Origin of the sequence: Neisseria sp. HMSC064E01, from assembly GCF_001808875.1 — a bacterium.
In the GTDB taxonomy this organism is placed as follows: Bacteria; Pseudomonadota; Gammaproteobacteria; order Burkholderiales; family Neisseriaceae; genus Neisseria; species Neisseria sicca_A.
Genome location: NZ_KV794955.1, coordinates 1 through 15533, shown reverse-complemented (window position 1 = coordinate 15533; position 15533 = coordinate 1). Strand labels below are relative to the sequence as shown.

13 protein-coding genes are annotated in these 15533 nt (G+C 49.7%); 3 read left to right on the top strand and 10 right to left on the bottom strand.

Translation table 11 applies throughout. From position 1 onward, the window contains the following. Positions 1–1109 precede the first annotated feature (1109 nt). A complete protein-coding gene (locus tag HMPREF2572_RS09670) occupies positions 1110–1766 on the bottom strand; it encodes a response regulator (protein ID WP_003760231.1) in 657 nt (218 codons plus the stop codon). Then, complete coding sequence (locus HMPREF2572_RS09665; protein ID WP_070498108.1) at positions 1756–3576, bottom strand: histidine kinase; 1821 nt, start codon at positions 3574–3576, stop codon at positions 1756–1758. The genes HMPREF2572_RS09670 and HMPREF2572_RS09665 overlap by 11 nt, the downstream gene beginning before the upstream one ends. Positions 3577–3885: 309 nt before the next feature. On the opposite strand from HMPREF2572_RS09665, the gene mobA reads away from it, so the two are divergent. Then, positions 3886–4470, top strand: coding sequence for a molybdenum cofactor guanylyltransferase (gene mobA, locus HMPREF2572_RS09660; RefSeq protein WP_070498098.1), 585 nt, complete (start codon positions 3886–3888; stop codon positions 4468–4470). A gap of 279 nt (positions 4471–4749) precedes the next feature. On the opposite strand, the gene galU is transcribed toward mobA, so the two are convergent. The 4 genes from galU to ampD all read right to left on the bottom strand — a co-directional run bounded on the left by galU (position 4750) and on the right by ampD (position 10528). Next, positions 4750–5619 carry a UTP--glucose-1-phosphate uridylyltransferase GalU gene (gene galU, locus HMPREF2572_RS09655; protein ID WP_070498095.1) on the bottom strand — a complete coding sequence of 290 codons (870 nt, stop codon included), beginning with the start codon at positions 5617–5619 and terminating at the stop codon, positions 4750–4752. Positions 5620–5852: 233 nt separating this feature from the next. Continuing rightward, positions 5853–8324: an NAD-dependent DNA ligase LigA gene (ligA, locus tag HMPREF2572_RS09650; RefSeq protein ID WP_070498092.1), complete on the bottom strand. Its 2472-nt coding sequence runs from the start codon at positions 8322–8324 to the stop codon at positions 5853–5855. 137 nt (positions 8325–8461) lie between these two features. After that, positions 8462–9718, bottom strand: coding sequence for a cell division protein ZipA C-terminal FtsZ-binding domain-containing protein (locus tag HMPREF2572_RS09645; RefSeq protein ID WP_070498089.1), 1257 nt, complete (start codon positions 9716–9718; stop codon positions 8462–8464). A 237-nt stretch (positions 9719–9955) separates the two neighbouring features. Next, positions 9956–10528 carry a 1,6-anhydro-N-acetylmuramyl-L-alanine amidase AmpD gene (gene ampD / locus HMPREF2572_RS09640; protein WP_070498086.1) on the bottom strand — a complete coding sequence of 191 codons (573 nt, stop codon included), beginning with the start codon at positions 10526–10528 and terminating at the stop codon, positions 9956–9958. Between the two features lie 128 nt (positions 10529–10656). Between ampD and mltG the strand changes: the two genes are divergently transcribed. Next, the gene (gene mltG / locus HMPREF2572_RS09635; protein ID WP_070498104.1) at positions 10657–11652 is read left to right on the top strand and encodes an endolytic transglycosylase MltG; all 996 of its coding nucleotides are present in this window, start codon (positions 10657–10659) and stop codon (positions 11650–11652) included. Between the two features lie 385 nt (positions 11653–12037). Here the strand turns inward: mltG and HMPREF2572_RS09630 are convergent, their stop codons facing one another. Further along, complete coding sequence (locus HMPREF2572_RS09630) at positions 12038–12781, bottom strand: hypothetical protein (protein WP_070498083.1); 744 nt, start codon at positions 12779–12781, stop codon at positions 12038–12040. A gap of 426 nt (positions 12782–13207) precedes the next feature. Between HMPREF2572_RS09630 and HMPREF2572_RS09625 the strand changes: the two genes are divergently transcribed. Continuing rightward, positions 13208–13555, top strand: a complete 348-nt coding sequence (locus tag HMPREF2572_RS09625; RefSeq protein WP_246827803.1) for a hypothetical protein — start codon at positions 13208–13210, stop codon at positions 13553–13555. Positions 13556–13704: 149 nt separating this feature from the next. Here HMPREF2572_RS09625 and HMPREF2572_RS09620 read toward each other — a convergent pair whose 3' ends face one another. The 3 genes from HMPREF2572_RS09620 to HMPREF2572_RS09610 all read right to left on the bottom strand — a co-directional run bounded on the left by HMPREF2572_RS09620 (position 13705) and on the right by HMPREF2572_RS09610 (position 14815). Beyond that, the gene (locus tag HMPREF2572_RS09620) at positions 13705–14007 is read right to left on the bottom strand and encodes an ArsR/SmtB family transcription factor (RefSeq protein ID WP_070498079.1); all 303 of its coding nucleotides are present in this window, start codon (positions 14005–14007) and stop codon (positions 13705–13707) included. 79 nt (positions 14008–14086) lie between these two features. After that, the gene (locus HMPREF2572_RS09615) at positions 14087–14608 is read right to left on the bottom strand and encodes a rhodanese family protein (RefSeq protein WP_070498076.1); all 522 of its coding nucleotides are present in this window, start codon (positions 14606–14608) and stop codon (positions 14087–14089) included. A 12-nt stretch (positions 14609–14620) separates the two neighbouring features. Beyond that, the gene (locus HMPREF2572_RS09610) at positions 14621–14815 is read right to left on the bottom strand and encodes a YgaP family membrane protein (protein ID WP_070498073.1); all 195 of its coding nucleotides are present in this window, start codon (positions 14813–14815) and stop codon (positions 14621–14623) included. Positions 14816–15533 lie beyond the last annotated feature (718 nt).

The window sequence follows — 15533 nt, the reverse complement described above, 5'->3', positions numbered from 1 at the left end:
GCCCGCCATGACCGATACAGGCGGGCTTTTTTACGTCCATTACTTCAGACAATCTATTCTATCCGCCATAAAACCGATGGCAAAGCCCCTAATTTTCTCGAATTAGGGCTATTCAGCTCCTACCTAATACCAATCCATACCCAAACGGCAAAACGCGCTTACAGCGCAATTACGCCCTGTTTCCGCCATGACCGACGGGGATAAATAATTTTCGGAGCAATACGCGCGTAAATAAAACCCTATGCGCGTGAGTAAATATAGTGGTTACCGTGGTTACCACAAAACTTAACATTTATAACTATATGAATATCGATATAAAAATGATGAAAAAACGGTAACCACCTACATTAATTTAACAGGTTACCGAGTGGTTACCAGTGGTTACCCTCTTATTTTCATGTAGTTACACCATAAATCAAATAGCGGTAACCAGCGGTAACCATGTAAAGGATTGTGAGTGGTTACCATGAAAGCCCCGATTTATAAGGCTTTGGCAGCGCGGTAACCACGGTAACCACTACTTTTTTATCTATATACGCTTTTTTTGTGTGGGCGCATGACTGACAGAGCCGATACAAACAAAAGCCGCCTGAAAGGCAATATCGGACGGCTGGAAGAAAAGGGCAAACGCAGCCCACAAGACGGCGCGTGATTACTGGTGTTACAATCCGACCATATTTCACAGCTTGGCAGAAATACCACAAAACGCCCCTGAAAAATTTTGACTTTGACAAATTTACGGTATTTTGTAATCTATTAAAAATTTAATTAAATAAAAACAATATATTATCTATTCAGTTCAAGACTCTCCGTCGCTATAAAATTTAACCGCTTTCGAGCAGTTATTTTTTGTCTTTAGTTATCAGTCCTTCGTTGTGTCATTATTACTATATAAAAAATATGGTTTTAAACACGTTGGGACAGTTATGGGACACAAAAAAGCCGTCATTTTAGACGGCTTTTTTATTTTTATCGTTAGCGGTGTTTTGGGATGCAGGCTTCGATTAGGGTGGGAGGTCGTCTGAAAATGGTTTTAGCAAAATTTGCTATGTCCATTTTCAGACGCCCTTTTTTTGTTTTACCGCATTAGCATCGGCATCCTGAGCCGTTTAATTAATTTCAGGCTGCGGGACTTTGTGTTGGACGGCGTAAACGGCGGCTTGGACGCGGCTGCTGAGGTTGAGTTTGCGTAGCAGGTTTTGGACGTGGACTTTGACGGTGGATTCTGCCAAGTCTAAATGGCGGGCGATGACTTTGTTGCTGTGTCCGGCGGCGAGGTAGCCGAGGATTTCGAGTTCGCGCGGGGTGAGGGTGGAGAGTGCCTGGTCGGTGCGCGGTGCGGATGGGGAAATCAGGGATTGGACGAGGCGTGTGGTCATTTCGGGGGAGAAGACGTTGTCGCCGTCGACGGCTTTGCGGATGCTGTCGAGCAGGAAGTCGGCGTTGATGTTTTTCAGCAAAAAGCCGCGTGCGCCGATGCGCATGCATTCGGTCAGGTCGTCGCTGTCTTCGGAAACGGTCAGCATGATGACGGTTTGGTTCGGGTTGACGCCCAAGATTTGTGCCAGTGCTTCGCGTCCGTTCATGACGGGCATGTCAAGGTCGAGTAAGACGACGTCGGGTTTGAGCTGTTCCGCCATTTTGACGCCGGACAAGCCGTCGGCGGCTTCGCCGATGACTTCAAAGTCGCTTTGGCGTGAGAGTAGTGCTTTGATGCCGCTGCGGAAGAGTGTGTGGTCGTCGATGAGGATGATTTTAATAGTCATGGGTCGTTCTCTTGTGTTGCGGTAAGGTTAAGGTAACGGTTGTGCCTTGTTCGGGCTGGGATTGGATGTCTAGGTTGGCATTGATGCGGCGTGCGCGCTCTTGCATGATGCCGAGTCCGACATGTTCGCCGGAGAGTTTGTGCAGGTGTTGCGGGTTAAAGCCGATACCGTCGTCTTCGATGCTCAGGGTAAAGTTTTGTTGGTTGAGCATGCTGATTTTGACGTGTTGGGCTTTGGCGTGTTTGCGGATGTTGGACAGGCTTTCTTGCAGGATGAAGATGATTTGCAGCTGTTCGTCATCGTTTAGTGTGCGGCCGTCGTCCTGCCATACTGTATCGACACTGATTTTGGTTTGGCGTTCAAATCTGGACAGTAGGGTGGTTACTGCTTCCGGAAAGTCTTTGTTGCTGATTTTGGTCCGGAAGTTCAGCAGAAGTTCGCGCACGTCTTCGTAACATTCTTGTACGCCGTCTTTGATGAAGCGGATGTTTTCTTCGGCTTGATCTTTTTGGTCGGCGTGGAACGCGCTTTCGAGCATTTGAACTTGCAGATTGAGGAAGGTTAACGCTTGGGCGATGCTGTCGTGCAAGCCTTGTGCAATCAAGTTGCGCTCTTGGAGTACGGCAAGCAGGCGCCGTTCTTGTTCGAGACGGCTGCTGGCGATGGATACACCTAATTGACCGCATAATGTACGCAGGAGTTCGTTGTCGTTGTCGTTGAGCGTGGGGTCGTCTGAAAAATATAGGGTCAGGATGCCGAGTTCTTCTTCTTGATAGGTGATGGGGAAAACGGCGGTGTGTTTGAATTCGGATGCTTTTTCGTCCGGTTGGGTTTGTTCGGTGTTCGAATCGTCGCCTTCTGCTTCGGACAAACCGATAGAGGCGACTAGGTTGGTGTTTTTGCGGTCGTTGTCTAAAAGGCGGATGCTGCCTGCACTTGCGGAAACAGCAGGCAGGGTTCGTGCGAGGAATTCTTCTGCTGCTTCGCGTGGGGTCAGGGTTTGGTGCAGGTCGCGCGTGGTTTGGTAGAGCAGGGTCAGGTCGCGGTTTTGGCGGGCAAGGTCTTGGGTTTGTCTGGCTACTTGTCCTTCCAAGTCGGTATAGAGGACTTTCAGACGACTGCTCATTTGGTTGAAGCCTTTGCTGACTTGCGCAAACTCTTGAATCTGTTCGGTATCGATTTGTACGCCGAATCTGCCTTGGCTGATGGTTTCCACGCCGTCACGCAGGGTTTCCAGCGGACGGATAATCCAAGCGTAATGCCATACGATCATTAAACCTGCGGCGACAAAAATCATCAGCATCATCGCCATTTGGAAACGGCGCAGCCACAAGGTGTTTTTTTCGTTGGCGTTTTCCAATGCCTGTAAGAACAATTCGATATTGCCGGCAAAGCGGTAGAGTTCGATTTGCGTCGGTCTGCGGTAATGTTTCAGCGCGGGTTGGATGTTTGATTTCCAGTCGATTAAGAGCATGGACTGTATGAGATTATACGCCGGCGGTGTTTCCGAAGGCATCAGGGGATAGATGGCATCGCTGGTGGTGATGCGCAGAAGCGTCTTTTCAAATTCGCGTAATTGGTTGTCAATTTGCGCTTGCGGAGTGCGCTCGCCTGCCATGTAAGCCAAACGGTAAACCTGCATTCTCAAGCTGCCGGCATCTTCAATGACGGTCGCTGCGTTTTCCAGCCTCAACGATAAAATCAGGGTCAGGATGACGGACAACAAAGCCGAACCAACCCACAAGACAGTCAGCAGTTTTAATCGTGAGGAAAGGCTCAGGCCGCCTGAAAATAGGGTTCGTAAGCTCATGGAATAAAGGAAGGGCGTTGTGTTGCCAAATGTTATAAACATATCATTCTTTAAGCGGGGAAACAACCTGTCCGAAAAGGAATTTGGCGCAAATGAGAAGAGATTAGCTTTAATGTAAAATCGTGTTATGATAAAATTCACTTTATATGAATTTTATAGCGGGCAATCGTCTTTTCAGACGACCTCGAGCGATATGCCGATTTCTCAGGGAATCGGTCGAAACACAACATCCATGAATTAAAAAGATAAGAATCAGCCGATTAACAGTATGGGCACACAAAACCAGAGACTTCACAAAGGACTACCAAAATGAAAACCTTCGCATTGATATTGGCCGGCGGGCAAGGTGAGCGAATGGGAGGAGCGGATAAAGGATTAGCGTTGTGGCGTGACAAGCCTTTGATTGATCATGTTATTGAGGCGGTAAGTCCACAGGTTGAACACATCGCCATCAGCGCCAACCGGAATTTGGAAGAATATGCACGCCGCAGCGCGCATGTTTTTGCCGATTCGCGCCAATGGCAGCATTTGGGACCGCTGGCGGCGTTGAGTACGGCTGCCAATGATTTGCAGATTGCGGCGGCGGATTGGCTGCTGGTGGTGCCGTGCAATATGCCCGCGCTGCCGGCAGATTTGGTGGCAAAATTTGAAACGGTTTCCAAGCGCACGCCTTTATGCAACGCGTTTTATGTGGAAACACCGGTCACGCCGCATCACAACGTAATGTATATCCGTCCGCAAATCCTGCAAAGTACCGTGCCGTATCTGTATTCGGGGATGAAAACCTTGAGCGGCTGGCTGCATCAGCAACGGGCAAGGACTGTGCAGTTTGGTTTGGAACATGTCTTTTTCAGCTGCAATACGTCGGAAGATTTGCGGGAGCAACCGCTTTAAGAATTGCGCTTCGGCTGATATAGTGGATTAACTTTAAATCAGGACAAGGCGACGAAGCCGCAGATAGTACATCAGGACAAGGCGATGAAGCCGCAGATAGTACAGATAGTACGGAACCGATTCACTTGGTGCTTTAAGCACCTTAGAGAATCGTTCTCTTTGAGCTAAGGCGAGGCAACGCCGTACTGGTTTAAATTTAATCCACTATACATAGAAAGCCGCGTATCGATACAAACAAAAGGTCGTCTGAAATTTTCAGACGACCTTTTGTTATTTGCTTTATTGGGGAATGTATTGCTTCAGCAATTCGCGGAACTGAGCGCCGGTTTCGTGATGTTTCAAGCCGTAGGCGACGGTCGCTTCGAGATAACCCAGTTTGCTGCCGCAGTCGTAGCGTTTGCCGTCAAAGGCATGGGCGAGGACGAACTCGTGATCCAACAGGCGGGCGATACCGTCGGTCAGTTGGATTTCGTTGCCCGCACCGCGAGGCAGGTTTTCCAGCAGGCTGAAAATACGCGGGGTCAGGATATAACGGCCGACAACGGCAAGATTGGACGGTGCTTCTTCAGGTTTCGGTTTTTCCACGATATTGGTAATTCGTTGGAAGTTTTTCAGTTTTTCCACTTCAACAATGCCGTAAGAGCCGGTTTGCGACGGATCGACGGTTTCGACGCCCAAAACGCTGTTGCCGCTTTGATTGTAAATATCGACCATTTGCTTGAGCGCGCCTTTGGGCGCGTCAATCAAGTCATCGGCGAGAATGACGGCGAAAGGTTCGTCGCCCACTGCGGCACGGGCACACAATACGGCGTGTCCCAAACCTAATGCTTCGGCTTGGCGGATGTAAAGGCAGGTAATGTTGGAAGGCAGAATGTCTTTGACGTGTTCCAACAGTTTGTCTTTTTGACGCATTTCCAATTCAGTTTCCAGCTCGTAGGCTTTGTCAAAATGATCTTCGATGCTGCGTTTGTTGCGGCCGGTGATGAACACCATTTCAGTGCAACCGGCTTCTACTGCTTCTTCTACAGCATATTGAATCAACGGCTTATCCACGATAGGCAGCATTTCTTTCGGGCTGGCTTTGGTCGCGGGCAGAAAGCGCGTACCCATGCCGGCTACGGGGAAAACGGCTTTTTTAATCGGTTTCATGTAGTTCCCTTCTATTTGAATATGGAATCGAGGTTTCAGACGACCTCGGTTTCATATGATTGACTTGGTTGCCACGCTGTCGGCGGCAGGCGAATAACAGCATCTAAAAAGCGTTCAACAGAATTAGAGTGTTCATTCCCCGATAAGTTGCCAAATTGATTGAGAACAGAATCAACGATTTGGACAGTCGGGAAGTTGGCTCGGTCACATCCTTGAGTATCTTTAATAAATGCTTAATCCAGCATCTCCAAAAGTTCTTCTTCGCTCAATACCGCCACACCCAAGGCATTGGCTTTTTCCAGCTTGCTGCCGGCGGCTTCTCCGGCGACGACGTAATCGGTTTTTTTGGACACACTACCGGAAACTTTGCCGCCTGCGGCTTCGATCAAGGCTTGGGCCTGGTCGCGTTTGAGGGTGGGCAGGGTGCCGGTTAACACGAAGGTTTTGCCTGCTACGGCTTCATTGAGGCCGTCTGAAACCGTTGCTTCTTGGTTTTCAGACGACGTTCGGGCGAAGAAAGTTTTCAGGTTTTCGAGCAGGGCGGCGTTTTGTGCTTCGCTGCGCCATGTTTGCCAGTCGGCAGGGAGGGCTTTGTCGGTTTGCAGGCCTTCTATGCTTTTGCCGGCGAGTTCCCACAAGGCTTGGGCTTTGTTTTCGCTGATTTTGAAACCGGGCAGGCGGGCAATCCAGCGTTGCGGCTCGGCGTGGCGGGCGGGCGGGATGGTAACGGCTTGGGTTTGCGGGGCAACGCCTGCGGCGAGCAGCTCGTCTATCATCGCCTGCTGCGCGTCTTGGGCGAAGAAGTGGGCGATGGAGCGGGCGACGACGGTGCCGATGTCGGGCAGGCAGGCGAGGATGGGTTCGGGTGCGCGGCGGACGTGTTCCAGCGAACCGAATGCCTGCGCCAGCGTTTTGGCGGTGCGTTCGCCGACGTGGCGGATGCCGAGCGCGAACAGGAAGCGGGCGAGTTCGGGCGTTTTGCTGGCTTCTATGCCTGCGAGAATGTTTTCCGCCCACTTGGTCGGTTGTTTTTTGCTGTTTTGGGTGTTGGATTCAGGCAGGTCGCCTGAAACCGTTTCGGCGTCGCCGTTTTCGTTTTCAGACGACGCTTTATCCGCCGTTTCCTTCATTTTTTGCAAGGTCGGGATGTCGAGGCGGTAGAGGTCGGCGAAGTGGTGGACGAGGTCTTGGGCGACCAGTTGCTCGATTTGTTTTTGACCGAGTCCGTCGATGTCCATGGCTTTGCGTGAGGCGAAGTGGATTAAGCCTTGCGCGCGTTGTGCCTGACAAAGCATACCTCCGCTGCATCGGGCGACGGCTTCGCCTTCTTCGCGTTCGATTTCGCTGCGGCAGATGGGGCAATGGGTCGGCAGGCGGTAGGGCTTATGGAGCGGAACGGATTGGGTTTGGTTGGCGGACGGTGTTTCGGCAAACAGGTCGTCTTGCTGATGTTTGAGATCGTCTGAAACGGCAACGGTAGTTTCCTGCATCGGGCGGCGTTCAAAAATCACGCGCACGACTTCGGGAATCACGTCTCCGGCGCGGCGCACGACGACGGTATCGCCGACGCGCACGTCTTTGCGCGATACTTCGTCCTGATTGTGCAGGGTGGCGTTGGTGACGGTGACGCCGCCGACGAATACGGGTTGCAGGCGGGCGACGGGGGTAACCGCACCGGTGCGCCCGATTTGCACGTCTATGGCTTCGACGACGGTCAGGGCTTCTTCGGCAGGGAATTTGTGGGCAATCGCCCAGCGCGGCGCGCGGGAGATGAAGCCGAGTTCGCGCTGTTGCGCCAAGCTGTTGACTTTGACGACCATGCCGTCGATTTCATAGGGCAGCTCAGGGCGTTTTTGCTGCATTTGTTCGTAAAATGCCAATACTTCGCCGATATTTTTGAAACAGCCGAAATTGCCGTCGGGCAGGCTGAAGCCGAGTTCTCGGAAATAGGCGAGTTCTTGGATATGCTCTTCCGCGACGAAACCGCCTTGCTGGCGGGCAATGGAGTAGGGGAAAAAGTGCAGTTTGCGTTGCGCGGTGATGTGAGAATCAAGTTGGCGCAGGCTGCCGGCGGCGGCATTGCGCGGATTGGCAAAGGGTTTTTGCCCGTTTTCGGCTTGACGTTTATTGAGCGCGGCGAAATCGGCTTTGAGCATCAGCACTTCGCCGCGCACTTCGATGAGTTCGGGCGTATTTTCGCCGTGCAGCCGCAGGGGGATGTTGGCGACGGTTTTGACGTTTTGGGTAACGTTTTCGCCGGTCGTGCCGTCGCCGCGCGTCGCCGCCTGCACCAATACACCATCGCGGTAGAGCAGGCTGATGGCGAGGCCGTCGAATTTGGGTTCGATAACGTATTCGGGATTGCCGCCGTCCAAACCGTCGCGCACGCGTTGGTCGAAAGCGTACATTTCGGCATGGTCGAACACGCCGTTTTCATCTTGCGGGGAAAAGGCGTTGGTCAGCGACAGCATCGGTACTTCGTGGCGCACTTCGGCGAATCCCGCCAAAGGTTCGCCGCCGACGCGCTGGGTCGGGCTGTCGGGCAGTTTGAGTTCGGGATGGTTTCGTTCTAACGCTTCGAGTTCGCGGAATAGTTTGTCGTATTCGGCATCGGGTACGCTGGGCGCGTCGAGGGTGTAGTATTCGTAGGCGTAGCGGTTGAGGAGGTCGGTGAGATGGCGGATGTGTTGTGCGGTTTGATTCATGAAGGAGGGTTTTCAGACGACCTTTGACTGATACGGGCAAAGGTCGTCTGAAAAATGATAGGTTGAAAACAGCTGAATTTTACCCGAAAAAAAGCGGATATGCCGTAACGACATATCCGCTTTGATTACATTCGGTTTTAGGAGAACAGGCGCAGGGCTTGTTTGCTGCCGGGTTTGATGCCGACTTTGACCATTTCTTCCTGACGCGCCAAGACGTAATTGCGAATGTCTTTGAGCCATTGGGTAGAAACTTCTTCCATTTTGTCGTTGACCAGATCCAAGCCCAACTGACCGGAGAGGCGTACCGCCAAGTCCATAAAGAGGTCGAAGGTTTTTTCGCCGGCGGGCGCATGCGGGATGTCGAGCAGCATGCTGAAGCCTTTGTAAGACTGGTTGTCCAAAAGTGCGTTGGTAAACGCGTCGCCTGTGAGGCTGTGGATGGCAAACATCGGGCTGCCGATTTGTCCGGTGTAGTGGAATGCACCGTCTTCGCCCAACACGAAACCGAGGTTTTCAACAGAAGCGCGCAGTTCGACGCCGCTGATGTTGCTGTGTGAAACCAAGTGGATGGCGATGGTTTGATCGACACGGGCGCAGAAGGTATCCAATGCCTGCGCGACTTCAGTAAACGCTGCTAAATCGGTGTGAAGGACTTTGCCGCCCATCAGTTGGGCGAAGGTGTCAACTTGTTGGTTAAACTGTTGCAATTCTTCTTGGGTTGCCAAACCGTTGCGGCTGACTGCTTGCAGACCGACGACGAAACCTTGGTAATACACGCTCGGAATCGGTTCGGCAACTTGGAAGCGGTCGTCCATGGTGCAGCCAATGATTTGGAAGCGGTGGCGGTTGGACAGACGGGGCAGGGCGTGCAGCTCTTGCGCTTCGGAGAGTGCGATGTAGGCGAGGTAGTCGAAGCGCGGGTCAAACCACGGCAATTCGACTTGAGACAATTCGTCCAAGCTGACCAAAGGCTGGTTGGCGGCGGACGGCAGGTTGACCGGCTCGTCGCTCGCGGCTTGGGTGGTGATTTCGTTGTTCAGACCGATGACGGTATGCTGTACCGGCTCGTCGGTAAAGTCGTCTTCCATCGCCAACTCAACATCGGTTTTGATGGCGGAAGGCTTGGCAAGTTTGGCTTTAGCGGCGAAGATTTCGTCTTGTTCTTGCAGATTGCGCAGCGCGGCTTCTTGGGCTTTGTTCGCTTTTTTGACGAACAGGCCTTTGCCGCCGGATTCTTTGCCGTCGCGCACATGGCTGGTTTTACTGTTCAGGAGCGCGTCTTTGTCGGAGTGGCCGAACTGTTCGCGTACCTGTTTGCGATATTGGTTTTCTTGATACATATTGTAGGCGATGACGGCAAGGATGACTGCCAAGCCTAAGACGATGAAAATCATGGGTAATCACTTTTTTGTAAGAGCGGCATTCCGTCTTCGTTGCCCTCAGGCGGGTTTGCCTTTGGGCGTATGCGGAATCGTATTGCCGCGAGTAAGTTCGTCGGAGTCGGACACGGATTGTCCCGTATGGATGCTCGATTATAACGAAAATAAACTTTTCTGACAGCAAATGCCGCGAATGATAGCCAAAAATGGGGTCGGGTCGTCTGAAAAATGCTATATGGCATTTTTGAGCGATTAACGGACAACCGGAAAACCTGCCGCCTGTAATCTTTGCCAATCGAAAAAGTGTCCGGGGTCGGTTTTGCGGTCGGGGGCGATGTCCTGATGGCCGGTCACGGCGGTGATGGGGTAATGCCCGATTAACGCTTTCAACAGAGTTTCCAGAGTTTGATATTGTGCTTCGGTAAACGGTTCGAAATCGCAGCCTTCCAATTCGATGCCGACTGAAAACGCATTGCACTTTTCACGTCCGCGAAACGACGACACGCCTGCGTGGTACGCCATATCGTCGCAAGAAACAAACTGCACCGCCTCGCCCTCGCGGGTAATCAGAAAATGGCTGGACACGCGCAAGGTATGAATGACGCTGAAAAACGGGTGTTCGTCGGGGTCGATTCGGTTGGTAAACAGCTTTTCCACCGCGCCCGTCCCATATTCGAAAGGCGGCAAGGAAATATTGTGTAAAATCACCAGCGATACGCTTTCTGATTCTGCACGCGGTTCGAAATTCGGCGAAAACGCGCGGCGCGCAGGCTGCCACCAGCCTTGTTGCCAGTCAATGTTTTGGCATTCGGACGGAAGATTCATATTCAGACGACCCTTTATTTCAGACGACCACTGAGGCGGAAAAAACATACGTCGGGCGGGTGCGCGGGGAAGAAGGCGCGCATTTCGGTTATACTGTCGCCCGACGTTCACAAATCAAAAATCCTACCATGCTGAAAAAAATGTTGAAATGGTTTGCGGTATTTTTTGTTGCCGTTGCCGCCGTGTTCGCCGCCTTGCTGTTCGTTCCCAAAGACAACGGCAAAGCATACCGCATCAAAATCGCAAAAAATCAAGGCATCTCTTCCGTCAGCCGTACGCTTGCCGAAGACGGAATCGTTTACAACCGCCACGTTTTAGTCGCAGCCGCCTACATGATAGGCGCACACAACAAACTCAATGCAGGCTCATACCGCCTCCCTTCCAACATTTCCGCATGGGGTATTTTACAAAAAATCCGCAGCGGCAGACCCGATGCCGTGACCGTTCAAATTGTCGAAGGCTCGCGTTTCGCCACTATGCGTAAAATCATAGACAACACCCCCGACATCGAACACAAAACACGCGGCTGGAGCGATGCGGAACTCATGCAGGCAATTGCCCCCGACGCGCTCAGCAGCAATCCCGAAGGTCAGTTCTTTCCCGATAGTTATGAAATCGACGCAGGCAGCAGCGATTTGCAAATCTACCAAACCGCTTATCAAACCATGCAACGTCGTCTGAACGATGCTTGGGAGGATAGAGAAAGCGGATTGCCTTACAAAAATCCGTATGAAATGCTGATTATGGCGAGCTTGATTGAAAAAGAAACCGCCCACGAAGACGACCGCGCCCATGTTGCTTCAGTATTCGTCAACCGCCTCAATATCGGCATGCGCCTGCAAACCGACCCGACCGTGATTTACGGTATGGGCAGCGCGTATAAAGGCAAAATCCGCAAAGCCGACCTCCATCGCGATACGCCGTATAACACCTACACCCGCAGCGGCTTAACCCCGACCCCCATCGCCCTGCCGAGCAAAGCCGCCCTTGAGGCTGCCGCCCATCCGTCAAATGAAAAATACCTCTATTTCGTTTCCAAAATGGACGGCACCGGCTTGAGTCAGTTCAGCCATAATCTGGAGGAACACAATGCCGCCGTACGCAAATATATTTTGAAGAAATAGGCTGAACTAAGCTTCAAAAGCAATATTAAGGTCGTCTGAAATCTGTAAAACCGGTTTTTCAGACGACCTTTTGTATTCAGGACATTGGAACAGAACATTGTTGTCTATACATTGTTGTCTATCTTTATTAATGGATTGCCGTTTTAACTCTGATTGTGTCCGCAAAAATATATAGTGGATTAAATTTAAACCAGTACGGCGTTGCTTCGCCTTAAGCTCAAAGAGAACGATTCTCTAAGGTGCTGAAGCACCCAAGTGAATGGTTCCGTACTATCTGTACTGCCTGCGGCTTCGTCGCCTTGTCCTGATTTAAATTTAATCCACTATAAAAACGGTCTGAAACCGTATGATTTGGTTTGCAGACCGTTTTTTAACTTTAAATACCTTATCGGGTAGGCGGTTTGGCGTATCCGTTGTCAGCAGGGAACGCCTCAGGTTCGTTGGTGCGGCGGTTCGGGTCGTACAGTTCGAAAATTGCAGTGCCGATTACACCTGTATTGCGGATGGAGCCATTATCCGAGTTGGCGGCATAAGATTCGCGAGGGCTGCTGAAAATAAACGATGCCACTGCGCTGCTGCTTTTGCGGAAACCTTCGATTTCCAAAGAGCCATGGGGGTGTAATACATAACCGCTGGCGTACTTGCTGGCTTGTTTGCCTGAAATCACATCCAAACCATCGACGCTGGCTACGATTTCCAAAGTTTTGTTGCTATTGTTTTTATAGACCAAACGGTATGCTTGACCATCCGTACCGCGCAGATAGTAGTTGCCTCTGTCGCGGAAGATCGGTAACAGGTCGCCGTCGTCACCGCGTACAGACAATTCCACTTTGCCTGAAGCTAAAGAAATCGAATTGACACTGCGACCGTGATAATCTTTGGATGAGTAGTTTAATACGCCTTGTGCCAAAGGTTCACGGCTGACGCGGCGTAAATCTACGGAATGGACAGAAGATTGGACTTCGTCACCCCAGCGGGTTCCTAATTTCTCTGCCTTTTGAGCACGTTGGCTTGACATTGCTGAATTAGCGGCAGCCGGTGCTTCCATTGCTTGATGCGATTGGGAACAGGCTGCTAAAACGGCAGCCAGTAATACCGGCAACCATAATTTAAATTTCATTTGAGGCATAATCGTTCCTTCGGTAAGGGGGATGATGGATATACAACCTGAAAATATAAAATGAAACTTGCCATATCATTATTGTTTTTTCTAAGTGACAGGAACAATACAGCAAAAGAGTTACCCATATTTTATAAAATTAATCCAAATAGGTAAGAAACAGTATTAAATCATATTTTGTAGGTTTATACATCTAAAGGGTTTATTAAAAATTGTTTTTTCATTGGAGTGTTGTCAATAAATAGGGTAAATAGAGGTAAAGTCGTCGAATAGGTCGTCTGAAAAACATTTCCAAGTTTTAGTTCATCATGCACAGAAATTTTAAGTAGTACTTTGTCGATTGTGACGACGGAGATTTGTTTTGAAGGAACAGCATTGTTGTGTATAGTAATCTTGATGATACATTAGAAGATGCCTTTATCGAAGGATGAAATGATGATGAAAGTTAAAGTAATTATGCTGGGTATTGCCGGCTTGATATTGTCCGGCTGCTTTTTCGCTAATGATGAAATCAAGTTGGACGATATTGGGAATTTCAAAATTACAGTCAATGAAGCTAAGGGTTATAGGCAGGTTCATTTGACAGGCTTATTAGGCAATAGTGCAATGGGCATTTCAGATATAAAAACAACTTCCCACAATGATGAGTTGAACATTACTTTATTTCAAAAATTAGCAGGTTCAGAATATTCAGGAAAGCTAGATAAAGGAATAGCTCTGGAACACAATATCAAGAAGATTACTTATGGTTCTAAACACGAGATTATTTGGCAGGATAAATAGGTTTATATGCCAGTATCTCTATTGTTTTTTGAAATGCGATTAGCTGTTTTTTAATTATAAACACAACAAAAAGGTCGTCTGAAAAATTTTCAGACGACCTTTTAGGTTAATTTTTCCGATTAGTTTGTCTAAGGCAGTAGAACCACATTTCAATCCTTTTCTGCACAGAAAAAAGAATACAGCAGCTGTATCATCTCGTTGACTCGGGGATCGGCAATGTAATATTGCCGCTCTCGGTGGTTCACTTCAAAAGACACCAATCCGGCCTCGCGCAACAGGGCTAATTGGCTGGACATTGCCGCTTGAGGCAGACCGGATGATTCAGCCAGTTCGGTTACATTGTACGGTCTTTCGTGCAGCTTACACAGTACGGCGAGGCGGTGGGGGTTTGCCAGAAGTTTAAGAAAGGCGGTGGCTTCTTCGTAGGGTGGTTGATTATCGGCAGTGGTCATTGTTTGCCCTTTTCGGCAAATGTGAAGGTCGCATTATCAGTCATAACTGCCGCAGCGGCAACTTTCAGACGACCTCTGTTTAGCGGTTCCATGGCATTTTAGCCAGCAGTCGTGCCATGCCGCAGAATCCGGTTAAACCGGCTGTCAACAGGCCTGCGCCGACTGCTGCGTCTATCAGGTAAAACCAAGGCGACACCAGCGAACCTGCCAACACGCCGAACAGAACCAACCCGCCCGCGATGGTTTGCACCTGCCGCATGATGTCCGGCGCAGAGTGGTCGGCGATTATGGGGAGACCTGCGGCTTTCCATGCCTGCAAACCGCCTTCAAGAATGTAGCACTCGCGTCCCCGACCAAGTTCCGCCAATGCTGCCTCCGCCTGCGCCGTGCGTTTGCCGCCTAAGCAATAAAAAATCAGACAGGGCGCGGTGTTGTCGGGCAGTTTGTCGCGATGTCGCTCCGGCGGCAGGGACAATGCGCCGCCGATATGCCCGCCACGATATTCTGCTTGGCTGCGAATGTCTGCCGCTATCGCGCCTTCACGGATTTTCGCTGCCGCTTTAGCAGGAGTAATTCGTGGAAGTTGTCCTTCTTTACTCATGTTTTGCTTTCTTTATTTTTTGCTGATGTGGCAGGTATTGATGCCCAATAAGCTATACAACGCGCAGTTGCCTATCAAGGCGGTAGCCAGCGAGATGATGCCCAACCAACCCCACCAGCCGATTTGACCTGTCGCAGCGGCGGCGATTAAGGCTACTCCAATGACAATGCGAAGAGTGCGATCCAAAGTACCTAAATTCCGTTTCATTTTATTGATCCTTGTCTGAGAGTGAGTTATCTAAAAATAAACATATATAACAAAAGTTATATATAATAAATTTTATATTTTTGGATTAATTTTGTCAAACGGTTTGCTGTGAGGTGTTCCGGAGGTAGAGGAGGACTTTTTTAGATAAGAAGGTACGGTTGAAACCATGCTTCGGTATTACGCACAAACACAGTAAGCTGTTAGGCTCTCAATCTAGTTCAAATTGCGACACACAACAAAAAGGTCTTCTGAAAACCGGAAAACCGATTTTCAGACGACCTTTCATGTAATTTCTGTTTTAAAAGGGTTGTTTCTATATTATAAAAAAATGTAAATTGTATAATCGCTCAAAATCAATTAGTTGATTTTAATATTTCAATTTATCGCATAAATATGTAAAAATAAAGTGAAAAAGACCAAATTTTAGATCTTATTTTTTACACGGCGTTATAATCTCGCGCACATTTTGTCACTATTTCGCTATCGTTTTGTCATCGCGCAATGACAAAATGGCTGCAAAGCGATATGCCAATCAACATCAAAACGCTCCATAGCAGCTCTGAACAGCAATTTGATAAAAGCATAAGGAATATCGCAAATACTTTACCGCCAAATTCCTTCCTATACACCGAGATCTTTGCAAAATCCCCCTAAACTCCCACCAAGACATTTAGAGGATTTTCCATCGCTTCCCACTATTGAAGTTGGATCAGGTGAT